General features: G+C 73.4%; 20 protein-coding genes. 7 read left to right on the top strand and 13 right to left on the bottom strand.

Going from position 1 to position 20,795, the window contains the following annotated elements:
* Positions 1–54 precede the first annotated feature (54 nt).
* The 6 genes from OG737_RS20700 to OG737_RS20675 form a co-directional block, all read right to left on the bottom strand.
* Positions 55–1,311: an HEXXH motif domain-containing protein gene (locus OG737_RS20700; RefSeq protein ID WP_405678556.1), complete on the bottom strand. Its 1,257-nt coding sequence runs from the start codon at positions 1,309–1,311 to the stop codon at positions 55–57.
* Positions 1,308–2,657 (bottom strand): FxsB family cyclophane-forming radical SAM/SPASM peptide maturase, encoded by a 1,350-nt coding sequence (locus OG737_RS20695; RefSeq protein ID WP_405678558.1) that lies wholly within the window; start codon positions 2,655–2,657, stop codon positions 1,308–1,310. The genes OG737_RS20700 and OG737_RS20695 overlap by 4 nt, the downstream gene beginning before the upstream one ends.
* 127 nt (positions 2,658–2,784) lie before the next feature.
* Positions 2,785–2,958, bottom strand: a complete 174-nt coding sequence (gene fxsA, locus OG737_RS20690) for an FxSxx-COOH cyclophane-containing RiPP peptide (RefSeq protein ID WP_328927602.1) — start codon at positions 2,956–2,958, stop codon at positions 2,785–2,787.
* A gap of 121 nt (positions 2,959–3,079) precedes the next feature.
* Entirely contained in the window at positions 3,080–6,346 is a 3,267-nt protein-coding gene (locus tag OG737_RS20685; RefSeq protein WP_405678560.1) for an SAV_2336 N-terminal domain-related protein, read from the bottom strand.
* A 6-nt stretch (positions 6,347–6,352) separates the two neighbouring features.
* Positions 6,353–7,399, bottom strand: a complete 1,047-nt coding sequence (locus OG737_RS20680) for an AAA family ATPase (RefSeq protein ID WP_405678562.1) — start codon at positions 7,397–7,399, stop codon at positions 6,353–6,355.
* Positions 7,400–7,421: 22 nt separating this feature from the next.
* Positions 7,422–9,482, bottom strand: coding sequence for a trypsin-like peptidase domain-containing protein (locus OG737_RS20675; RefSeq protein WP_405921848.1), 2,061 nt, complete (start codon positions 9,480–9,482; stop codon positions 7,422–7,424).
* A gap of 130 nt (positions 9,483–9,612) precedes the next feature.
* Here OG737_RS20675 and OG737_RS20670 point away from each other — a divergent pair, with 130 nt between their 5' ends.
* A complete protein-coding gene (locus OG737_RS20670; RefSeq protein ID WP_328927598.1) occupies positions 9,613–9,801 on the top strand; it encodes a DUF6104 family protein in 189 nt (62 codons plus the stop codon).
* A gap of 80 nt (positions 9,802–9,881) precedes the next feature.
* On the opposite strand, the gene sodN is transcribed toward OG737_RS20670, so the two are convergent.
* On the bottom strand, positions 9,882–10,277 hold the full coding sequence (gene sodN, locus OG737_RS20665; RefSeq protein ID WP_030709803.1) for a superoxide dismutase, Ni: 396 nt from the start codon (positions 10,275–10,277) through the stop codon (positions 9,882–9,884).
* Positions 10,278–10,448: 171 nt separating this feature from the next.
* On the opposite strand from sodN, the gene sodX reads away from it, so the two are divergent.
* Positions 10,449–10,871, top strand: a complete 423-nt coding sequence (sodX, locus tag OG737_RS20660) for a nickel-type superoxide dismutase maturation protease (RefSeq protein WP_328927597.1) — start codon at positions 10,449–10,451, stop codon at positions 10,869–10,871.
* On the opposite strand, the gene OG737_RS20655 is transcribed toward sodX, so the two are convergent.
* On the bottom strand, positions 10,775–11,404 hold the full coding sequence (locus OG737_RS20655) for a CGNR zinc finger domain-containing protein (RefSeq protein WP_328927596.1): 630 nt from the start codon (positions 11,402–11,404) through the stop codon (positions 10,775–10,777). The genes sodX and OG737_RS20655 overlap by 97 nt on opposite strands.
* A gap of 82 nt (positions 11,405–11,486) precedes the next feature.
* Here OG737_RS20655 and OG737_RS20650 point away from each other — a divergent pair, with 82 nt between their 5' ends.
* A complete protein-coding gene (locus tag OG737_RS20650) occupies positions 11,487–12,260 on the top strand; it encodes a class I SAM-dependent methyltransferase (RefSeq protein WP_405921847.1) in 774 nt (257 codons plus the stop codon).
* Positions 12,261–12,331: 71 nt separating this feature from the next.
* Here OG737_RS20650 and OG737_RS20645 read toward each other — a convergent pair whose 3' ends face one another.
* The 3 genes from OG737_RS20645 to OG737_RS20635 are packed head-to-tail and all read right to left on the bottom strand — an operon-like array spanning position 12,332 to position 15,035.
* Positions 12,332–13,096, bottom strand: coding sequence for an amino acid ABC transporter ATP-binding protein (locus tag OG737_RS20645; protein ID WP_328927594.1), 765 nt, complete (start codon positions 13,094–13,096; stop codon positions 12,332–12,334).
* Positions 13,096–14,037, bottom strand: a complete 942-nt coding sequence (locus OG737_RS20640; RefSeq protein ID WP_405678568.1) for an amino acid ABC transporter permease — start codon at positions 14,035–14,037, stop codon at positions 13,096–13,098. Before OG737_RS20640 ends, OG737_RS20645 begins: the two co-directional genes overlap by 1 nt.
* 38 nt (positions 14,038–14,075) lie before the next feature.
* Positions 14,076–15,035, bottom strand: a complete 960-nt coding sequence (locus OG737_RS20635) for an ABC transporter substrate-binding protein (protein WP_328927593.1) — start codon at positions 15,033–15,035, stop codon at positions 14,076–14,078.
* Between the two features lie 524 nt (positions 15,036–15,559).
* Here OG737_RS20635 and OG737_RS20630 point away from each other — a divergent pair.
* From OG737_RS20630 to OG737_RS20615, 4 genes are all read left to right on the top strand, one after another.
* Positions 15,560–16,762: an NADP-dependent malic enzyme gene (locus tag OG737_RS20630; protein ID WP_328927592.1), complete on the top strand. Its 1,203-nt coding sequence runs from the start codon at positions 15,560–15,562 to the stop codon at positions 16,760–16,762.
* 153 nt (positions 16,763–16,915) lie between these two features.
* On the top strand, positions 16,916–17,878 hold the full coding sequence (locus OG737_RS20625) for a zinc-binding dehydrogenase (protein ID WP_328927591.1): 963 nt from the start codon (positions 16,916–16,918) through the stop codon (positions 17,876–17,878).
* A 50-nt stretch (positions 17,879–17,928) separates the two neighbouring features.
* Positions 17,929–18,138 (top strand): helix-turn-helix domain-containing protein, encoded by a 210-nt coding sequence (locus OG737_RS20620; protein WP_328927590.1) that lies wholly within the window; start codon positions 17,929–17,931, stop codon positions 18,136–18,138.
* A complete protein-coding gene (locus OG737_RS20615) occupies positions 18,138–18,698 on the top strand; it encodes a Clp protease N-terminal domain-containing protein (RefSeq protein WP_405678571.1) in 561 nt (186 codons plus the stop codon). The genes OG737_RS20620 and OG737_RS20615 overlap by 1 nt, the downstream gene beginning before the upstream one ends.
* A gap of 142 nt (positions 18,699–18,840) precedes the next feature.
* Here OG737_RS20615 and OG737_RS20610 read toward each other — a convergent pair whose 3' ends face one another.
* Together OG737_RS20610 and OG737_RS20605 are read right to left on the bottom strand one after the other, a co-directional pair.
* The gene (locus OG737_RS20610) at positions 18,841–19,728 is read right to left on the bottom strand and encodes a helix-turn-helix transcriptional regulator (protein WP_405678573.1); all 888 of its coding nucleotides are present in this window, start codon (positions 19,726–19,728) and stop codon (positions 18,841–18,843) included.
* A gap of 1 nt (position 19,729) precedes the next feature.
* Entirely contained in the window at positions 19,730–20,650 is a 921-nt protein-coding gene (locus OG737_RS20605; RefSeq protein WP_328927586.1) for a DUF4097 family beta strand repeat-containing protein, read from the bottom strand.
* Positions 20,651–20,795 lie beyond the last annotated feature (145 nt).

Here is a 20,795-nt window from a genome sequence, read left to right as displayed (position 1 = left end):
CCCTGAGATCCGGGCAGTGGACGGGATTGAAAAGGTACCTCAGCGGACGGTCCGTCAGCCTTGTGCGAACGGCGCGAGTTCGGGGTGTTCCGCGCACCAGGCGCGGCGCTCGCGGTCGACGGCCCGGCGGGCGGTGGCGTGCTGGTCCCCGGGGGGCGGGAGTTCGTCCATGGCCCGTTCGGCGGACCTCATCGCTTCGGTGAACTCCCGTCCCGCGGAGGTCAGTCGGTCGTCCGCGTGCAGTACGGGCAGGACGGCGGCGACCTGGGCGCGGATCCGGGCGTGCTGGGCCCAGGCGCCGCGTGCCCCGTAGAGGGCGGCGCGCTGCCAGTACCCGGCCAGGGCCAGGTGGGCGTAGGCGCCGTGGAGGAGTCCCTCCAGCGGGCGGGGGTCGGCGCGCCAGGGGGCCCAGTAGCGGGGGACGCGGTCGGCGGTGTGCAGGGTCAGGACGTCGGCGAGGGCGGTGAGCTTGCCGTGCTGGACCTCGTGCACGAGGGTGGCGGCCAGCGCGGGCGGAGCCTGTGCGCGGGCCAGTACGGAGCCGGCGGCCGCGGGCAGGGTCGCGCCGCTGGAGCGGGAACCTCCGGCGAGCGGTACGACGGAGCGCAGCAGCTGCACGGTCTCCTCGGCGCGGGCGGTGTCGTACCGCTGGAGCAGGGTGAGCGCGCCGGACCACTGGGTGTCCCAGCGCCGGTGTCCCTTGGAGGTGAGCCGGCGGGCGGGGCGTACGGGGGCCTGCTGCGCGGGGCCGGATGCCCGGTAGGGGTCGAGGTCGTCGAGGGCGGTCCGGCCGCCGGGGAGCGTGTGCAGGGGGAGGGTGACGGGGTCCTCGGGGTCCCAGGTGCGTTCGGTGAGGGCGAGCGGGCCCGGGCGGTCCGGGCGCAGGAGTCCGAGCGTGGGCAGGACGAGGCGGCCGTGCTGGGGGCGCAGGGTGTGGGTGAAGGAGATCCCGGCGCGCAGGGCGGCGGCGACGGCGAGGGCCCCGAGGTGGCCGAGGTCCGGCGGGGGGCCGTCCGGGGCGTGCAGGCGGCGCAGGGTCTCCTCGGCCCACACCCCCGTGGCCGGGTAGTGCAGGACGTCGCGCACGGCGGCGGGGGCGTGGCGTTCGGCCTCCTCCAGCAGGGCCCAGTGAGCGGCGGTCTCCCCGGACCGGCCGCCGGGGGCGGCGTCGAGGACCCCGCGCAGCAGGACCAGGCGCTTGGAGCGGCGGACGTCGCGGACCAGGCGGGTCCCGTCGGTGGAGGGCTCGGTGGAGGCGAGGGCGCGCAGGGTGCGGGAGGAGACGGAGAAGGCGGCGAGGGCGGAGGTCATGAGGCGACCGCCGGGGGGTGGGCCGCGGTGGCCGTGGACGCGGCCCGCTGGAGGGCCGCGGCGATGTGCCGGATCAGGACCTGGAGGTCCGCGCAGTACACGGAAGGCTGCCGGAATCCCTCGCCGGCGCGGTAGCGGTGCGGGTAGTGGCCGCCGCCGCACACGTCCACCAGCTCGCAGGCGCGGCACCCGGCGGCGAGCGCGTCCCGCCCGAGCTGGCGGGCGGCGAATCCGGGGTGGTCGAGGATCTGGTCGAAGCTGTGGGTGGCGAGGGTCGCCCCGGTTGCGGCGGCGCCCTCGTAGGCGGACTTCAGCGAATCGGCCTGTTCGATGGAGCCGTCGGTCTCGATGACGGCGGTGGCGGCGGGCGCGAGCCCGAGGGTCTCGGTGGCGGCGGGCAGGCCGAGCAGCAGCGCGATGATCTCCTCGAAGATCCGGATCCGGGTGCGTCGTACACCGTCGTGCCACCAGCGTTCGAAGACGGCGAGGAGCCAGTCGGCGTACGGGGTCGCACCGGGCCGGTGGCCGGCCGGCGGGGAGCTCCAGTTGGCGAGCGGCAGCAGCAGCCCGAGGCTGGGCGGGGCGAAGGCGAGCAGGGACTCGTACGTCTCCACCGGGTCCTGGTCGAGGTCGATGACGCACAGCACCCCGGCGTAGCTGTCCGGATGCCGTGCCAGTAACCGCAGGCCGCGGGCGGCGGCGCCGAACCCGGGGCGCCCGGTGTGGTCGACGCGCCGGGCGTTGTGCGCGGGGAGGCCTCCGTCGAGGCTGACGCCGACGCGTATCCCGGCGGCGGCCAGCGCGGCGATCCGGCCGCGGGTGAGGAGGGTGCCGTTGGTCTGGACGGCGGCGGTGACCCGGGTGCGCGGGGCGGCCGCGGCCACGGCGGCCCGTACGGCCTCGACGGGCCCGGCCAGCTGGGCGGGCGCGGTGAGCAGCGGTTCGCCGCCGTGCAGCACAAGGTCGACGCGGGGCAGGTCGTGGGCGGCGGCGTGCTCGGCTATCCGCTCGGCGGCGCGGCGGGCGGTGGCCGGGGCCATGACGGCGGGCTGGCCGCGCCAGCTCTGGTCCGCCAGTTCGTAGACGTAGCAGTAGGTGCAGGCGAGGTTGCAGCGGCTGCGCGTCTTGAGCACGAACTGCCGTATCGGATGGGGCCGGTGGCCGGCGGTCCGCAGGGCGGGCACGTCGAGCCGGGTGTGGGGCCAGGGCGCGTGGCGGGCGTGGGCCTCCTGCGCGGCGTTGCGTCCGGGCGGCGCGGCGTCCTGTGCGGGCGGCGCGGCGTTCTGTGCGGGCGGCGCCGAGTCCTGTGCGGGCAGCGCGGCGTCGCTCGTGCCGGTGTGCCTCATCGCCCGCGCCTCCCTCCCCCGGTGGCTGCTGGGAGGTACCCCAGCGACGGTCCATCCCTGCCCTTCGGACGGCCTCGGCTAACGGCGGAAAGCGGTCAAGTGGCGTGCGGCCCGCCACCGCGTCCGGTCAGGCGACGCCCGAGTCGAAGGCGTTGAGGATCTCGGCCGGATTGGTCACCCGCTCGACCATGCCCTCGATCACCTGGGCGAGCACGGGATGGTCGATCCCGCGCAGCGCCGCCAGATCCAGGCCTGAGAGATCCGGCAGCCCCCCGGAGCACCGCTGGACCACCACTGCCACATCCTGATCCTTCGTCACCATGGGCCGCCCGTCCCCCTCTTGCGTCGCACGTTCGATGGTCCACTGCCTTTTCCCCTCCCCCCGGCGCCCGGAAACGGGCGGACCGGGGGCGCAGGGCGGCTCAGAGGGCCGCCTCCAGGGCGCTGATCCGCGCGGCGAGCGCCTCGGACCGCCCTTCGGCCCCCGCCTCGGCCGCCCCTTCCGCACCTGTGCCGATCCGCATCCACAGCTCCAGCGCGGAGCGGTACGCGTCCAGGGCCGCCCGGGGCCGGGCGAGGCGCTCCAGTACCTCCCCGCGCAGCTCCTGCACGCGGGCGGCCAGCGACACGGCGGTGCCCGCGGCCCGGCGCTCCTCGTGGTCGGCCTCCAGGGCGGCCCGCCAGGCCCGCCGGTAGGAGTCCGCCGCCCGGTCCAGGCGGTCCACGGCCCGGGTGTGGCCGTGGATCTCCTGCTGCACGTCCCCGTGGTCCCGCCAGGCGCGGGCCCTCTCCAGGGGGCTGCGGCTCTGCCGGACGGCGAGTTCCAGCAGGTACTCCGCCTCCCGCAGGTCCACCGGGTCCCCTTCGTAGGCGTGCCGCAGCCGGAGCCCCGCGGCCAGTCTCAGCAGCCGGTGCGCCGCCCCGGGGTCGGACTGCGGCACCGCCGCCCGGCTCTCGCGCAGCACGCGTACGGCGGCCCCGGTGAAGCGCCGCCCGTCGGCGGCGCGGGCCCGCTCCAGCAGGACGTCGCCCCATTCGGGCAGCAGCTCGGCGAAGGCCTCCGCGTCCCGGGGGATCAGCCGCCGGGCGCGGCCGTACGCCTCGGCGGCGTCCTCCAGGGCCGCCGGGTCGGCGTCCCGCTCGTGGCGCGCCCGGTGCACCCGCGCCAGGCACACCAGGGCCGCCACCCGCAGCTCGGCGTCGCCGCCGGCCTCCGCGAGGGCCGCGTCCAGCTCACCGGCCGCCTCCTCCAGCCGCCCGGGCAGGTACCGCAGGGCGCCGGCCAGCTCCACCCGCACCCGTGCGCGCCCTTCTCGACCGGCCGTGCCGTCCGTGGTCAGGGCGGTCGCGGCCAGCCGCGCCGCGGCCTGCTCGGCCAGGGCCGTGCGCTCGGCCGGGTCCGGGGTGTGGGGCAGCAGGGCCAGCAGGACGCGGCCCAGGGCCTGTTGGAGTCCGGGATGCGGCGGCGCGTCCACGGCTCCGCCGGGCGTGGGCCCGGCCAGCGGCTCCAGGGCGGCCCGCGCCTCGCGCAGCGCGCCCGGGTCGTCCCGCAGGGCGCTCAGCCGGATCAGGGTCTCGGCGCGGCGCACCGCGCAGTCCCGCCGCAGTGCGGGGTCGGCCGAGGCGCCGGCCGCCGCGAACTCCCGGTCGGCGGCGGCCAGCAGCTCCGCGTCGACCGACGAGGCCGTACGGGCGGCCGCCCGCGCCCGCTCGTACAGCACCCGGCCCCGCGCGAACCGGGCCGGCGCGGTGCGCAGGCCGGTCAGGGCCCGCTCGGCCTCGGCGAGGAGTTCCGGGTCCCGCTGGGCCGCCCACAGCCGCAGCAGCGCGCCCGCCAGTTCGGTCTCCGCCTCCTCCGGCGGATCGCCGGGCCCGGGCGGGGCCGTCACGGCGCGGCGCAGTACCGCCACGGCTTCGTACAGGGCGCGCGCGTCCCCGTCCGCGAGCCGGTCGCGCGCCGCGCGCACCGCGCCGGCCCGGCCGGGCGCCGGGGGCGCGGCGGGCTCGCGGACCGGCGGGTCCCCGTCCTCCGGCACCCCGGGCAGGTAGCGCCGTACCACCTTGGCCGAGACCTGGGCGAAGGCCTGCGGGAGCCGCCCGGCGGGCGTGCGCTCCGCGGCGTCCTCCGGCGCGGGTCCGGCCTCGGCGGACGGTGCTCCGGTGAGCTGCGAGACCGCGAGGGCGGGGAAGTTCCGTACGCCCCGCCCGAAGTGGGCCTGTACGTACTCCGAGCAGTGCTTGAGCACGAGGGCGGCCTCGTCCCGCCCCAGCGGCCCCAGCAGTACGTCCTGCACGCCGGGCGCGAACTCGTACCACTGCCCCGGCGCCTCCGCGCTGCGCCGCAGCAGCCCGCTCAGCAGCACCTCGGCCAGGTCCGAGGGCTCGGAGTCGGGCAGCATCGTGCGCTGCACCAGCCGCATGACGGGCAGCGTCAGCGGGGCCGCCGACAGGTAGACGGCCAGCTGTACGGCCCGGGGCGCGGCCGAGGACCTGAACCGCGCCACCAGCTCGCGCGGCGGCCGTACGGCACGCGGCGGCGGCGGGGGCGCCGCCGGGTGGGCGGCCAGCACCCGGCCCACCTCCGCCGGAACCGGGCCGGTGCCCAGCCCGGCGACGAGCCGGGCCCAGGCTCCGAGGGCTGTCGCGCCCGGGGGCAGCACGGGCACGGTCAGCCCGCCCACGAGCCGTCCGGGCAGCGGCGGCCGGTCCGACCGGAATTTCAGCTTCCCGCCGCTGCCCTCGACGCGGGAGAGCGTGCCCCGCTCGGTCGGCAGCCAGCTGCGGCCCCACAGCCGCTGCGGCAGCGGCTGCACGACCACGCACGGGGTGCACTCGGCCCACCGGTGCAGCAGCCGCTGCGCCGCGCCCTCGCGCCACAGCGGTCCGGCGCAGTCGGAGACCATCATGGTCAGGGCCCGCCCGGTGGGGTCGCGCAGCTGTTCCCCGGAGCGCAGCCCGGGGCCGGGCACGGGGCCGCGCCCGAGCGCGGCCGTACCGTCGGCGAGCCGGTGCAGGTAGTGCACCTGGACGTCCCGGAAGGCACCCAGCCGCTCGCACACGGAACGCAGTTCCTCGAACATGTCCTGCCACACCGCCATCGACGGCGACGCGTCCATCACCAGCCGTGCGGTCGCCTCGCGCCTGCTGTCGGGCCGGAGCACCGGGATGACCAGCCCGAGGGCCCGGGCGCTGGCCTCGGCGGTGGCCGGCTCGTCGAGGACCATCCGGGTGGGCGGGGCGGGCGGGCGGTGCCGCTGGAGGGCGCGCAGGGCGCGCTGTATCTCCAGGATGCGTGGCAGCGCGGCCGCCCTGGGGACCCGTACGGGCACCCCGCGCTCCCCTGGCACCTCCCCCGCGAGCTCCGCCTCGGTCTCGCCGCCGCGGCGCGTCCCGGGCGGATAGAGCCTGACCGGATCACCGGCTTCCGGCTCCGCGCGCCCGGGATCCACGGGCGGACTGACCGGATCCTCATCCTCCGGTTCTGGTGCGGACGCCTCCGCACCCGGTGCGGGCCGCCCGGGCCCGCTGATCCGACCGGCCAGCCACAGCGCGTCGGCGAGCTCCTCGGCGGACGGATCGAGCCCGGCGCGGCGCAGCAGCACGGCCAGTTCGCGGATGCCGGACGGTCCGGCCGGGGGGCTTCCCGCGGGCGGAGGTCCGGCGGGCGGAGGTTCGTCGCGTGGCGGCACGGCCCGTCACCTCGGGCGGTCGAGTCGCTGGATGAGCAGGTCCGCGAGGTCCTCCCGGGTGGGCGGGGCGGCGTAGTGGGTCAGGTAGACGGCGTTGAGCAGCTGGTCGGCGGCGACCAGCTCGGACTGCGAGCGGCTGAGGAACTCCCGGATCAGGTCGGCCCCGAGCTGGGCGGCCTCTTCCCCGAGGTGGGCGCGGACCATGGTCGCGAGCCGCTTCTCACCGGGCTGCCCGAGCTTGAGCTGGATGCAGCGCCGCAGCAGGGCGGCGGGGAAGTCCCGTTCCCCGTTGCTGGTCAGGATGATGAAGGGGAAGGCCCGGCAGCGCACCCGGCCGCCCCGGACGGTCACCTTCGCCCCGTCGTCGGTGAGCACCTGCACCTCGGGCTCGGTGTCGGCGACCCGCTCCAGCTCCGGAAGGGCGAACTCCCCTTCCTCCAGGACGTTCAGCAGGTCGTTGGGCAGGTCGATGTCGCTCTTGTCGAGCTCGTCGATGAGCAGCACCCGGGGCCGCTCGGCGGGCAGCAGGGCGGTGCCCAGCGGCCCGAGCCGGATGTACTTCCCGATGCCCGGAGGCCGGCCGGCACCGGGCGCCCCGCCCTGCCCCCCGCCCACGGCTCCGCCGCTCGCGGCGATCTGCACGTCCTGGAGCCGGGCGAGGGCGTCGTACCGGTACAGGCCGTCCTGGAGCACGGTCCGCGACACCACCGGCCAGCGCAGCACCCGGCCCAGCTTCAACTCGTGGGCCACGGCGTGCGCGAGGGTGGACTTGCCCGTTCCGGGAAAGCCCGTGACCAGCAGCGGCCGCCGCAGGTACAGCGCGGCGTTGATGGCCTCCAGCTCCTCGGGCTCGGGCCGGTGCAGCTCGGCGGCCTGCCGGTGCGCGCCGAGCCGCCGGGCGATGTTGCCGTCGGCCGTGCCGGCCCCGGCCGCCGCGCCCTCCTCGTCCACGGGCCCGCCGTCGAAGTCCCGCCACGGAGGCGGATCGGGCAGGGCCTCGATCCCGTCGTGGGGTTCGCCGACACCTCGGTATATGAGCCATTCGTCGTTCATGGGTGCTGCTCCCTCCTGCCGGTCACAGGTCCCCCTGGAGCGGCTCGTCCTCGGGCAGGGCGCGCGCGGGGTCGTCCCATACGAGCGTCGCCCCCGCCGCCCAGTAGGCGTCCGGGTCGGCCCCGTACGCCCGCCCCCGCAGCGCCTGCAACCGCAGCGGCAGCACCTCCGCCCGGCCCGCTTCGGCCAGTTCCTCCCGCAGCCCGCGGTGGAAGGGGGCGCACGACACCCCCGGATCCGCCGGGGGCCGGCGGCCCACCGCCATCCCGTACCCGGCGTCCCGCACCGCGTGCAGCGCCCCGAGCGTGGGCTCCAGCGCCGCCGCCCGGCAGTGCACCGGCACGGTGTTGTCCGGGAGCGCGGCCAGCCAGCCCGGCGCGGGGCTGCGCGCACGCCCCCGTACGCAGTCGGCCCGTTCGTCGAGCAGCGGCCCCGCCTGCACCCGGGCCCACCGGGCGGCCGCGGCGGGCGCGCCGCTTCCCTCCGGGTAGCGGAACACCACCGGCCGCTGCCCCCCCAGCGGTACGCCGCCCACCAGCACCCATGCGTCCACGGGCACCCCGAACAGCTCCGGTTCGACGGCCACTTCGAGCACGGCCGCCGCCTCGTGGGTGTCGGAGGCCCGGAAGGCCTCGGCGAGCGGGGCCCGTAACACCTCGGGCAGCTCCCGCAGGGTGGCCCGTACGCCCGAATCCACCGCCCGCACCCGCCCGGGGTGGGCCGGGCCCGCCAGCACCGAGACCTTCCAGTCGTAGACGTCCTCCCAGCCGTGCGCCCACAGCTGCAGCAGGGCCGAGGCCCCGGTCGGCAGCCCGCCGGCCGGGCGGGCGGGACCCCGTACGGCACGCCCGGCCGAGGCCCGCCGGCGCAGCTCGCGCTCGGCCAGGCCCCGTTCGTGGCGCTCGCCGAGCTCCCTGCGCAGCGGCCGCCACAGCCGCTCGGCGGTGGCCCGTACCCAGTCCCACAGTTCCTCGTCGGCGCCCGGTGTGGGCGGCTCGCGGTAGTCGGCCACGCTCACGTCCGTCGCGTACCGCAGCATGGCCGCCGCCTCCCCTGCCCCGCCCGGCGGGTCGTGCAGCAGCCCCAGCCCGTCGCGCCAGCTCAGCGGGGCGAGCGGGTGCGGGTCCGGCTCCTCCCCGCGCGCCGCCTCCACCAGGGCCTGTACGACCTCGGAGGAGCCCGGCGGGGGCAGTTCGGCCAGCAGCCCGCACAGGGTGGTGCGCTCGCCGGGGGTGAGGCGGCCGCGCCCGGCGTACGGGTCCCCGTCCTCGGCCGGGAGTTCGTCGTGCACGTCCGTCCAGGTCCGCCGACTGTTGAGGTCGCTGAGGTGCTGGTCGTAGTGGTGCAGGTCGTGGGCCTGCATGACCCGCCGGTAGAGCCCCGTCTGGCCGCGTGCGGGCATCGGCAGCGTGCGCAGCTGCGCGACCGAGACGGCGAGTCCGCCGGCCCCGGTGTGCCGGCGGGCCTTGACCACGCCGACGACCTCGCCGCGGGCCAGGTCCACCACGGGGCCCCCGGACATGCCGGGTTCGATCTCGTCGTCGTCGCCGAGCCGGATGGCCGCGCCGTTGCCCGCGGTGCCGCGGAGCCGGGTGGTGCGGCCCGTGATCTCGGGCGTGCCGAGGTCCTCGGTGCAGCCGAAGTACGCGACCTCCTCGAAGCGCGGCCGGGAGCGGTCGGTCAGCCAGACGCAGGCGTGCGAGACGGGGGCCAGGACCCGGATCAGCGCCAGGTCGGGCAGGTCCCACATGGTCCGCGGGCCGGGGCGCCGCTCCTCCAGCCGCTCGGGCAGTACGCACTCCACCCGCCCGGTGACGGTCCCGGTGGAACCGTTGCCCCCGGAGGAGAAGGTGATGCCGACCTCGCGCCCCGTCAGACGCACCGCAGCACCCCCTTCGCCGACGACGTGCGCGCACGTCAGGACCCAGCCGGGGGCGATGAAGAAGCCGCTCCCCCAGGTGGGGCCGGTCACAGGGGATCCATACCCGCCCGCCGGGGCGTGGACGCGTACGGTCGCGGCCTGTACGAGGGGCTCCAGAAGCTCGAAGGCGCGCGCGGAGCGGGCCGTGCGCCCTTCCGTCATTCGCGCCCCCTGCTCGTGAGACATCCAGGCTAGCGCCGCAGGCGCAGCAGGCGGGAGGTCTCACCGCAGAGCGGATTATCCTGGCGGGAAACACCCCCCTGCACATCCACATCACGGCACGGAGCCCGACTTGTACTTCACCGATCGCGGCATCGAGGAGCTGGAGAAGCGGCGCGGCGAGGAGGAGGTCACCTTCGAGTGGCTCGCCGAGCAGCTTCGTACGTTCGTCGACCTGAATCCCGACTTCGAGGTCCCGGTGGAACGCCTGGCCACCTGGCTGGCCCGCCTGGACGACGAGGACGACGACACGGAGGACTGACCTGGACACGAGAACGGCCCGGCTGCGCGCTGCAGTCGGGCCGTTCTCGTCAGGGTGCACCAGGTGCACAAGGCGCCGGATCAGGCGGCCTTGGTCTCCCAGAAGATGCGGTCGATCTCGGCGATGAGCTCAAGGGCCTTCGCGCCGGTGGCCGGGTCGTTCGACGCCTTGGCGGCCGAGAGGGCCTTCAGGGTGTCGTTGACCAGCGTGTGCAGCTGCGGGTACTTCTCGAAGTGCGGCGGCTTGAAGTAGTCGCTCCACAGCACCGAGACGTGGTGCTTGGCGAGCTCGGCGCGCTGCTCCTTGATGGTGATGGCGCGCGCGCGGAAGTCGGCGTCGTCGTTGGCCTGGTACTTCTCCTGCACGGCCTTGACGGACTCGGCCTCGATGCGGGCCTGGGCAGGGTCGTACACGCCGCACGGAAGATCGCAGTGGGCGGAGACCTTCGCCTTGGGGGCGAAGAGGCGGGAAAGCATGGAGTTTGTCCTCCTCGTGATCGTCTTCTCAAGGGGGAGATTACTCGCTCGGAATGCCGTTTTCGCGGTCGCCCCCATGGGCTTAGGACAAAAGTCCAGCGTCGTGGGCGGACCGGTGCGCGAATGTACGGGGCCTTACGGCAGCATGCGGGGGTGACGAGGAGGTCGGGAATGGTGGAGAGCGGGCACCCGCGGGGGCGCTTCGGACTGGTCGACGTGAGCGGGCCGTCGATGGTGCCGACGCTGGTCCACGGGGACCAGGTGCTGGTCCGGTACGGAGCGGCGGTCCGTCCGGGTGACGTGGTGGTGCTGCGCCACCCGTTCCAGCAGGACCTGCTGGTCATCAAGCGGGCGGTGGAGCGGCGGCCGGGCGGCTGCTGGTGGGTGCTCGGCGACAACCCGTACAACGAGACCGGCGACAGCACCGTCTACGGGCCGGTGCCCGACGAACTGGTGCTGGCGACGGCGGTCCTGCGCATCCGGCCGCGCGGGGAGGATCAGCGCTCGCTCAGGGCCCGGCTCTCCTGGGCGGTCTCGGCGGTGCGTCCGCTGCGGGCGGACTCCTCGGCCTCCAGCCGCTTGCGGGCACGGTAGGCGGCCACGTTGGCCCGGGTGGCGCAGCGGTCGGAGCAGTAGCGCCGGGAGCGGTTGGTGGAGGTGTCGAGGTAGGCGTTGCGGCAGGGCGCTGCCTGGCACAGGCCGAGGCGGTCGGGGCCGTGCTCGGTGACGTGGAAGGCCAGGCCCATCGCCGCCATGGCGGCGTATCCCGCGGAGGCGTTCGAGGGGTGCTCGGCGAGGTGGATGTGCCAGTCGGGGCGGCCGTCCTCGCCGATCGTCTCGTGGCCGGAGACCTGGGGGCTGACGGGGAACTCCATGAGCAGCGAGTTCAGCAGGTCGACCGCGAGGACGTGGTCCCCGCTGTCGGCGGCCTCGAAGACGGCGCGCAGCCGGCCGCGGACGTTGCGGAAGCGGGTGACGTCGGTGTCGGTGACCCGGCGGGCCATCTGCAGGCTTGCGCCGAAGAGGGCGCGGACGGCGTCCACCGAGGTCAACGAGTCCTTGTTGCGGGCCGGCTCCTCGGTGTTGACCAGGCTCACGGCGAAGTCCGAGTAATGGGCCAGTTCCACTTGTAGTCCTTACGGCTGCGGATTAGTGTCTCCGGTAACGGCTGAGACGTCTTCGAGGGTATTACGCATGGAGGGGTTCGTGATGGCGGATACGGCGGAAACCGGCACCGGTCGGCGGGCGTGGCAGGCATGGCAGGACAGCTGGGACCGGCAGCAGGAGTGGTACATGCCCGACCGCGAGGAGCGGTTCCGGGTGATGCTCGACATGGTCGAGGCCCTGGTCGGCCCCGCCCCCCGGGTCCTGGACCTCGCGTGCGGTACGGGAAGTATCACGGACCGCGTCCTCAAGAGGTTCCCGGAGGCCACCAGTACGGGCGTCGACCTCGACCCGGCGCTGCTGACCATCGCCGAGGGCTACTTCGCCGGGGACCGGCGGGTCACCTTCGTGACCGCCGACCTCAAGGACCCCGACTGGCGCGCGGCCCTGCCCCGCGCCACGTACGACGCGGTCCTGACGGCCACGGCCCTGCACTGGCTGCCGAGCAAGGAGCTCGCCGTCCTGTACGGGCAGCTGGCACCCCTGGTCAGGCCGGGCGGGGTGTTCATGAACGCCGACCACATGCCCGACCCGGCCACCCCCCGCATCGGCGCCGCCGAGCGCGCCCACCGGCACGCCGGCATGGACCGGGCCAAGGCGGCCGGGGCCGTGGACTGGCGCGAGTGGTGGGCCCTGGCGGCCGCGGACCCGGCGCTGGCCGAGCCGGTGAAGCGGCGCTTCGAGATCTACGGGGAGCACGCCGACGGCGACACCCCCACCGAGGCCTGGCACGCCGGCACCCTCCTGGACGCCGGGTTCGCCGAGGCCCGTACGGTCTGGCGCTCCCCCTCGGACGCGCTGGTCCTAGGTCTCAAGTAGGGACCGACACGCACATGCGTGAGGGGCGGTACGGGAAACCCGTACCGCCCCTCACCTGTCCGCGGGTGCGACTACAGCACCTTGGACAGGAACGCCTTCGTCCGGTCGTGCTGGGGGTTGCCCAGCACCTCGCGGGGGTGACCCGACTCGACGACCACGCCGCCGTCCATGAAGACGAGGTTGTCGCCGACCTCGCGGGCGAAGCCCATCTCATGCGTGACCACGATCATGGTCATGCCCGACTCGGCCAGGTCCCGCATGACGTCGAGGACGTCACCCACCAGCTCCGGGTCGAGCGCCGAGGTGGGCTCGTCGAAGAGCATCAGCTTCGGCTCCATGGCGAGCGCGCGGGCGATCGCCACGCGCTGCTGCTGGCCGCCGGAGAGCTGGGTGGGGTAGTTCCCGCCCTTGTCGCCGAGGCCGACGCGGTCCAGGAGGCGTACGGCACGCTCGCGCGCCACCGCCTTGGACTCGCCCTTGACCATGACCGGGGCTTCCATGACGTTCTCTATGGCCGTCATGTGCGGGAAGAGGTTGAAGCGCTGGAAGACCATGCCGATGTCCCGGCGCTGGGCCGCGACCTCGCTGTCCTTCAGCTCGTAGAGCTTGTCGCCCTTCTGGCGGTATCCGACGAGCTCCCCGTCGACGTACAGCCGTCCGGCGTTGACCTGCTCCAGGTGGTTGATGCACCGCAGGAAGGTCGACTTGCCGGAGCCGGACGGGCCGACCAGACAGAAGACCTCACGCGGGGCGACCTCCAGGTCGATGCCCTTGAGGATGTGCGCCGCACCGTAGGACTTGTGGACGCCCTCGGCCTTCACCATGGCAGTCGTCATCAGGCCACCGCCTTGCGGTTCGAGAAGCTGGACAGTTTCGCCTTGACCTTCTGGAACGGCGTGGGCGGCAGGGAGCGGAGCGCACCACGGGCGTAGCGGCGCTCCAGGTAGTACTGGCCGACGCTGAACACGCTGGTCAGGGCGAGGTACCAGATCGACGCGACGAAGAACATCTCCATCACCGCGAACGAGGTGGACGCGATGTCCTGGGCCGCGCGCAGCAGGTCGAAGTACTGCACGGCCACGACGAGCGACGAGGTCTTGAGCATGTTGATGAACTCGTTGCCCGACGGCGGCACGATCACGCGCATGGCCTGCGGCAGCACGACCCGGCGCATGGTCTGCATGCGGGTCATGCCGAGTGCGTGCGAGGCCTCGGTCTGGCCCTCGTCGACCGACTGGATGCCGGCGCGGACGATCTCCGCCATGTACGCGCCCTCGTTGAGGCCGAGGCCCAGCAGGGCGGCCAGGAACGGCGTCATGACCTGGGTCATCTCGTCCTTGTAGAACCCGAGGTTCAGGATCGGGAAGATCAGGGCGAGGTTGAACCAGATGAGGAGCTGCACGTACACCGGGGTGCCGCGGAACAGCCAGATGTAGAACCAGGCGATGGTGCTGGTCACCGGGTTCTTCGAGAGGCGCATGACGGCGAAGAGGACGCCGAGCACCAGGCCCAGGGCCATGGACGTGATGCTGATCCAGACCGTGTTGACCACACCGCGGAGGATGGTCGGGTCGAACAGCTTCTCCGGCACGGTGGCCCAGCGCACGTTGCCCTGCGAGAAGGCGAACGCCAGGGCCACGACCAGGCCGATGACGACCACGCCGCTGATCCAGCGGCCGTAGTGGCGGACCGGGATGGCGCGGATCGCCTCGGGGTGGGCGGTACCGGCCGGCGGGGTGTCCGCCGGGTCCGGGACCTTGTCGAGCTTGTCAGTCACAGTGACTGCCCTTCAGTGTGCTGCGGTCTGCGCGGAGGTCAGGAGCCTGCGTTGGTCTTGGCCTCGGTCACGGCGCCGGAGCCCGCGTTCCACTTGTCCAGGGCGGCCTTGTACGTGCCGTCCTTGATGACCGCGTCGAGGGCTTCCTTGAGCGCGTCGCGCAGCTCGGTGTTCTTCTTGTCCACTGCGATGCCGAAGAGGCCGGCGTCGGTCGGGTTGGCAACGGCCTCGAAGTCGTTGCCGCCGCCCGCGGTCTGCGCGATGTACGCGGCGACCGGGGAGTCGTTCAGGTCGGCGACGGCGCCGCCGGCCTTCACACGGGTCTGGGCCTCGGCGTCGGTCGGGAAGGACTCGATGGCGACCTCGCCCTTGCCGGCCGCCTTGCACTTCTCGGACTGGTCCTTGGCGGACTGCTCGTACGTCGTGCCGCGCTGGACGGCGACCTTCTTGCCGCACAGGTCGTCGAGGGTCTTGATGCCCTCCGGGTTGCCCTTCTTGACCAGGATGCCGGTCGAGGCGGAGAAGTAGTCGACGAAGTCGACACCGGCACCGGTCTTGGCGCCCTTGTCGTCCAGGCCCTCCTGACGGGCCTTGGTGTCGGTGAGCGAGGACATGACCAGGTCGCTGCGGCCCGTCTGCATGCTGCCGATCAGGGTGTCGAAGGTCCCGGACTCGAACTTGAACTGGACACCGAGCTGCTTGGCCAGGGCCGCCGCCACGTCGGGGTCGACACCGACGATCTTGCCGCCCTCGGTGAACTCCATCGGCGCGTAGGTCGCGTCCGTACCGACCTTGATGACACCCGCGTCCTGGATCTTCTTCGGAAGCTTCGAGAAGAGCGGCGCGCTGCTGTTCGCCTGGCCCGACGGGGCCGTGGAGGCCTTGTCGGTCTGGTCGCCACAACCGGTGAGGACCAGGGCGCCGGCAACCGCGATCGCGCCGACCGCGGCGATCCGGGACCGGGCGGCGGTCGTACGACGGGTGATGCTTGCGGTCATGAGCTGGTTCCTCCGGCTGGTGGAAAAGCACCGAAAAAAGGTCGAGCACGCACCATCGAGTGTCGCGACCTTGTGTGATTACGGCATCTTGCCATTCGGACTGGCGCATTCAGGGTGCTCGTGAGGTCAAAATCAGATAACGGACACCCCGGGCTACCCAACAGGACTGCGGGCGAAGCCCCTCGGAGCCACAGAAAACGCTGCGACCAGGCACTTCGGGCTCACTATTTACGGCGCGTCTCGCCCATTGGACACAGACGTTTGGACTTTTAGCCAAAACCAGGACATGCAGCCTATGGTCGAGCAGGAATCGACTCGTCTGGGTGAGCGTTCATCCGGTAGAACAGATCCTTACACCCCTCATCCGGGGCTCAGGGCGCGCGTGCGGCGCGCCCGCGCGTACGAACCTCCCCTTCGCGGAGACGGGCCAACCGTCGATGCGGAGTACGGACGCGGTGCCCGCCCACCCCTTAACCAGGAGTGGCCACCCTCAACGATTCAAAGGACTTAAGGGGTCACACACAGTGGCAGCGGAGATCTTCAACCCTCGCAGTGACAGCGTGACGGACAACAACCCGGACGCGGTGTTCGCGCTGCACCGGGGCGGCAAGATGGCCATCCAGGCCACGGTGCCGGTCAACGACAAGGACGACCTTTCCCTCGCGTACACCCCCGGCGTGGCGAAGGTGTGCACCGCCATCGCCGAGCAGCCGGAGCTGGTGAACGAGTACACCTGGAAGTCCAACGTGGTCGCCGTCGTCACCGACGGCACGGCCGTGCTCGGACTCGGTGACATCGGTCCCGAGGCCTCCCTCCCCGTGATGGAGGGCAAGGCGATTCTGTTCAAGCAGTTCGGCGGCGTGGACGCGGTCCCGATCGCGCTCGCGACCAAGGACACGGACGAGATCATCGAGACGGTCATCCGTCTCGCGCCGTCCTTCGGCGGGGTGAACCTGGAGGACATCTCCGCACCCCGCTGCTTCGAGATCGAGCGCCGCCTGCAGGAGGCGCTGGACATCCCGATCTTCCACGACGACCAGCACGGCACGGCCATCGTGACGCTGGCCGCGCTGCGCAACGCCGCGAAGCTCACCGGGCGCACGCTCGGCGACCTGCGCGCCGTGATCTCCGGCGCGGGCGCCGCGGGCATCGCCATCGCCAAGATCCTGGTCGACGCGGGCATCGGCGACGTCTGCGTGACGGACCGCAAGGGCGTCGTGTCCGCCGACCGCTCCGACCTGACGGACGTCAAGGCGGAGATCGCGGGCCTGACCAACCGGACGGGCCAGACCGGCTCGCTGGAGCAGGCCCTCGCGGGGGCCGACGTCTTCATCGGCGTCTCCGGCGGTACGGTCCCCGAGGAGGCGGTGGCCTCGATGGCGAAGGACGCGTTCGTCTTCGCCATGGCCAACCCGAACCCGGAGGTCCACCCGGACGTCGCGCACAAGTACGCGGCGGTCGTGGCCACGGGCCGTTCGGACTTCCCGAACCAGATCAACAACGTGCTGGCGTTCCCGGGCATCTTCGCGGGCGCCCTCAAGGTGCGCGCCACCCGGATCACCGAGGGCATGAAGATCGCCGCCGCCGACGCCATCGCCGGTGTCGTGGGTGACGAGCTCTCCGCCGACTACGTGATCCCGTCGCCGTTCGACGAGCGCGTGGCCGAGGCCGTCGCGTCGGCCGTCGCCGCCGCGGCCAAGGCCGACGGCGTGGCCCGTCTGGTCTGACCGCAGCGCCGAGCTGTACGGGCAGGGGCCCGGCCGGAGTGATCCGGCCGGGCCCTTCCTTGTGACGCCCCCTCGGCCCGGTGCGACGAAGGCCTCACCGCCGGGGTCCCGGGAAGGCTGGAACCCTGCGCTACCGAGCGGTAGCGTCGCGGCATGTTCGCTGCCTACGCCGCCCGAATCGACCGTGACCACCCCCTGAACGGCCTTGAGCTGGGCGAGCGCCCGGCCCCCGAGGTCCGGCCCGGCTGGGTGACCGTGAACGTCAAGGCCGCCTCCCTCAACCACCACGACCTGTGGTCGCTGCGCGGGGTCGGCCTCGGCCAGGAAAGACTCCCGATGATCCTCGGCTGCGACGCCGCCGGGATCGACCAGGACGGCAACGAGGTCGTCCTGCACTCCGTGATCGGCCAGAGCGGCCACGGGGTCGGCCCGGACGAGCCCCGCTCGATCCTGACCGAGCGCTACCAGGGGACCTTCGCCGAGCAGGTGACCGTCCCCGCCTGGAACGTCCTGCGCAAGCCCGCCGAGCTCTCGTTCGAGGAAGCCGCCTGCCTGCCGACGGCCTGGCTGACGGCGTACCGGATGCTGTTCACCAACGCCGGGGTCCGCCCCGGCGACTCCGTCCTCGTACAAGGCGCCGGCGGCGGGGTCGCGACCGCGGCCATCGTCCTCGGCAAGGCGGCCGGCCTGCGCGTCTTCGCCACCAGCCGGGACGAGGCCAAGCGCAAGCGGGCCGTGGAGCTGGGCGCCGTGGAGGCGTACGAGCCGGGCGCGCGGCTGCCGCAGCGGGTGGACGCGGTGATCGAGACGGTGGGCGCGGCCACCTGGTCGCACTCGGTGAAGTCCCTGCGCCCGGGCGGCACGCTGGTCATCTCCGGCGCCACGAGCGGCGACCGCCCGGCGCACGCCGAGCTGACCCGGATCTTCTTCCTGGAGCTGAAGGTGGTCGGCTCGACGATGGGCTCGAAGGACGAGCTGGAGGACCTGCTGTCGTTCTGCGCGACCACCGGGGTCCGACCGGTCATCGACGAGGTGCTGCCGCTGGAGCGGGCGCGCGAGGGCTTCGAGAAGCTCGCGTCGGGCGACCTCTTCGGGAAGATCGTGCTCAACCCGTAGGCGTCAACGATGGTTGACATTCCTCCCTGCGTCAACCTACATTGACACGCATGACGGAAGCTACCGATCTCGCCGAGCGGGCCGGTGACCGCGACCCGCGTGTGGGCCTGCGTGCCGTGGCCGCCCTCCGCAGACTGCTGGAGCAGCTGGAGGCCGTACAGGTACGCAGTGCCCGCACGCAGGGGTGGTCCTGGCAGGAGATCGCGGCCGAGCTGGGCGTCAGCCGACAGGCCGTGCACAAGAAGTACGGGAGGCTTTGATGTTCGAACGCTTTACGACCGAGGCCCGCGAGACCGTGACGGGCGCGGTCGCCGAGGCCCGGCGCGCCGGGTCCGCCACCGTCGGCGAGGAGCACCTGCTGCTCGCCCTGCTCGCCCAAGGGGCTCTGGATCCCCTGGGCGTGGACCGCGAGGCAGTGGCCGCGGACCTCGCCGCGGCCCGCCGGCGCGGCGGGATGTCCAAGGCCGACGAGGAGGCGCTGGCCGGGCTCGGCATCGACCTCTCGCAGATCGTCTCCCGGGTCGAGGAGACCCATGGCGAGGGCGCCCTGTCCTCGGCGGCTCCCCGGCGGCGGACGCTGGGGGCCTCGCTCCGCTCGGCCCTCGGCCGCCCGGAGCCGGACAACCGCCACGTCCCCTTCACCCAGGGCTCGAAGAAGGTCCTGGAACAGTCCCTGCGCATCGCCCTGGGGCGGGGGGACCGTCACATCGCCGCCCTGCACCTGCTGTTGGCCCTGCTCTCCCGCCCCGGCACGGTCTCCGAGGTCCTGACGGACCACGGAGTCACCTACGGGACGGCCGAGACGGGCCTGGCCGCCTGACGGCAGCTCCACGGGCACCTGACCGACGCCCCTGACGCCGAGGTCTTGATGAGCAGACCGTCGACGAGAACGATCCCTGAGCACCCCAGGCCGACGGCCCGGACGGTCCGCCACCTTCCGGGCCGCAACCGGACCCGCCGCCCTAAGGCCTGGCCCGCAGGGTCTGCGTCAGCCGGGCGGCAGCGGCGGCGAGATCGTTGCGCGCCTCGGCCAGCTGGGCCGCGGACACACCGTGGTCGCGCGCCGCGTCGCGGACATCGTCACGGAAGCGGTCCAGAAGCCGGTCCAGGTCGCGGGCCGCGTCGCCCGAGGGCGTCAGATCCTCGGCCCAGTCCGTGTCGACCACCAGGGGCGTACCGGGCGCGGCGGGTCCGGCCGGCGTGGAGCCGCCGAGCCAGGCTTCGGCCAGACTGCCCAGCACACCACCCGACTTGGCGAACTGCTCCTGGAGCTGGCCCGCTATGCGCTGGACCTCCTCACGCGCCCGCTCCTGGGCCTCCTTGGCCTGACGGCGGGCCTGCTGGGCCTCCTCGCGGGCCCGGCGGCTCTCGTCCTTCGCCCGCCTCGCCTGCTCCTTCCACTCCTGACGCGCCTTGCGCAGCTCCTCCTTGGCCGCCTTCCAGGACTCGTCCTCGACCCGGGTCGCCGACGCGGAGGCCGCCGCCCGCATCTCGCGCCGCAGATCACCCGCCGCGCCCCGGACGTCGTCGCGGATCTCGGCGGCCAGTTCGGTGACCGAGTCGCGGATCTCCAGCTCCAGGTCGGCGAGTTCACCGCTGCGGTCGGCCAGTTCGGCCCGGCCCGCCTCGGTGATCGAGTACACCTTGCGCCCGCCCTCGGTCGCGTACGTGACCAGGCCCTCGGCCTCCAGCTTGGCCAGGCGCGGGTACACCGTGCCCGCGGACGGCGCGTACAGGCCCTGGAAGCGCTCCTCCAGCAGGCGGATCACCTCGTACCCGTGGCGCGGCGCCTCGTCCAGCAGCTTGAGGAGGTAGAGGCGGAGGCGGCCGTGGGCGAAGACGGGCGGCATGTCAGAGCACCTTCTTGTCGAGCAGGGGGGCTTCGGCTTCGGCCTGCGGGCGGCGCAGCAGCGCGATCCCGCCCGAGACCGTGGTGGCGCGCAGGGTACCGGTGCCGGAGCCGAGGGTTCCGGTGATCCGCTTGGAGCCCAGCTGGCCGGAGACCCGCAGGTCCTCGAAGGCGTTGGAGACGCCGCCGGTGGTGGTGTTGGCCTCCACGCGGGCGTCGGCGGGGTGCGGCAGCCGGATGGCCACCTGGCCGGAGACGGAGTTCAGCGCGATGTCCACCGGCCGCGGGGCCGACGGGTCGAGGTCGAGGTCGATGAGCATGTCCCCGCTGACCGAGTCGGCCCGCAGGCTCACGCCCGCGCCGTCGACCACCGTCAGGCCGCCGGACACCGAGTGGAAGCCGAGGTCGCCGGTGACGGACTGGGCCTCGACACTGCCGGAGACCGTGTGCGCCTTGACCCGGCCCGACAGCCCGACCAGCGTGGCGTCGCCGGAGACGCCGTTGACGTCGGTGCCCCCGGAGATCCCGGAGACGAAGGCGGTGGCGTGGACCGTGGCCAGCTGCACCTGGGTGGCGGCGGGGACGGTCAGGGTGAGGGCGGCGCTGCGCTCCCACACCTTGCGGCCGGAGGCGGAACCGGACCAGGCCTTCCACGGCTTGGCCTCCCACCACTCCTTGAAGCCCTGGAATCCGTTCCAGGGCAGGTCCTCGTAGGAGACGGTGAGGGTGCCGCCGTCCTGCACCACATACAGGGGCGGCCCATCCACCTCGGTCACCTCCAGGCGGGCCGGGCCGTCCTCGGCGGCGACCACGTTGACCGTGCCGCTCACGAGCCGGACGCGGAGCTCGGTCACCGGCTGCTCGAAGGCGAGCTTCTGCGGGTCGGCGATGTGCCACGTCGACTGCGACGTCTGCTCTGCCATGGGGCTGATCCTCCTCGTGCGCTGACGGACGGGTCTCGACGCACGCAACATATCGCGTCTTCTGAGTAACACGATATATCGCGGTCGAGTGAAGTCAAGCGTGCTGCTGAAATCTCCGATATGGGATGGTTTGCCTTAGCGTGTG

This window comes from Streptomyces sp. NBC_00122, assembly GCF_045160845.1.
Lineage (GTDB): Bacteria > Actinomycetota > Actinomycetes > Streptomycetales > Streptomycetaceae > Streptomyces.
The sequence above is the reverse complement of the archived record's forward strand: the minus strand, read 5'-3'. Positions and strand labels throughout refer to the sequence as shown.

What these genes read in the sequence shown, in the direction of transcription:
- OG737_RS20700 (WP_405678556.1), bottom strand. Translation starts at nt 1,311, where the DNA reads ATGACCTCCGCCCTCGCCGCCTTCTCCGTCTCCTCCCGCACCCTGCGC.
- OG737_RS20695 (WP_405678558.1), bottom strand. Translation starts at nt 2,657, where the DNA reads ATGAGGCACACCGGCACGAGCGACGCCGCGCTGCCCGCACAGGACTCG.
- OG737_RS20680 (WP_405678562.1), bottom strand. Translation starts at nt 7,399, where the DNA reads ATGAACGACGAATGGCTCATATACCGAGGTGTCGGCGAACCCCACGAC.
- OG737_RS20675 (WP_405921848.1), bottom strand. Translation starts at nt 9,482, where the DNA reads ATGACGGAAGGGCGCACGGCCCGCTCCGCGCGCGCCTTCGAGCTTCTG.
- sodN (WP_030709803.1), bottom strand. Translation starts at nt 10,277, where the DNA reads ATGCTTTCCCGCCTCTTCGCCCCCAAGGCGAAGGTCTCCGCCCACTGC.
- sodX (WP_328927597.1), top strand. Translation starts at nt 10,449, where the DNA reads ATGGTGGAGAGCGGGCACCCGCGGGGGCGCTTCGGACTGGTCGACGTG.
- OG737_RS20650 (WP_405921847.1), top strand. Translation starts at nt 11,487, where the DNA reads ATGGCGGATACGGCGGAAACCGGCACCGGTCGGCGGGCGTGGCAGGCA.
- OG737_RS20645 (WP_328927594.1), bottom strand. Translation starts at nt 13,096, where the DNA reads ATGACGACTGCCATGGTGAAGGCCGAGGGCGTCCACAAGTCCTACGGT.
- OG737_RS20635 (WP_328927593.1), bottom strand. Translation starts at nt 15,035, where the DNA reads ATGACCGCAAGCATCACCCGTCGTACGACCGCCGCCCGGTCCCGGATC.
- OG737_RS20625 (WP_328927591.1), top strand. Translation starts at nt 16,916, where the DNA reads ATGTTCGCTGCCTACGCCGCCCGAATCGACCGTGACCACCCCCTGAAC.
- OG737_RS20620 (WP_328927590.1), top strand. Translation starts at nt 17,929, where the DNA reads ATGACGGAAGCTACCGATCTCGCCGAGCGGGCCGGTGACCGCGACCCG.
- OG737_RS20615 (WP_405678571.1), top strand. Translation starts at nt 18,138, where the DNA reads ATGTTCGAACGCTTTACGACCGAGGCCCGCGAGACCGTGACGGGCGCG.
- OG737_RS20610 (WP_405678573.1), bottom strand. Translation starts at nt 19,728, where the DNA reads ATGCCGCCCGTCTTCGCCCACGGCCGCCTCCGCCTCTACCTCCTCAAG.
- OG737_RS20605 (WP_328927586.1), bottom strand. Translation starts at nt 20,650, where the DNA reads ATGGCAGAGCAGACGTCGCAGTCGACGTGGCACATCGCCGACCCGCAG.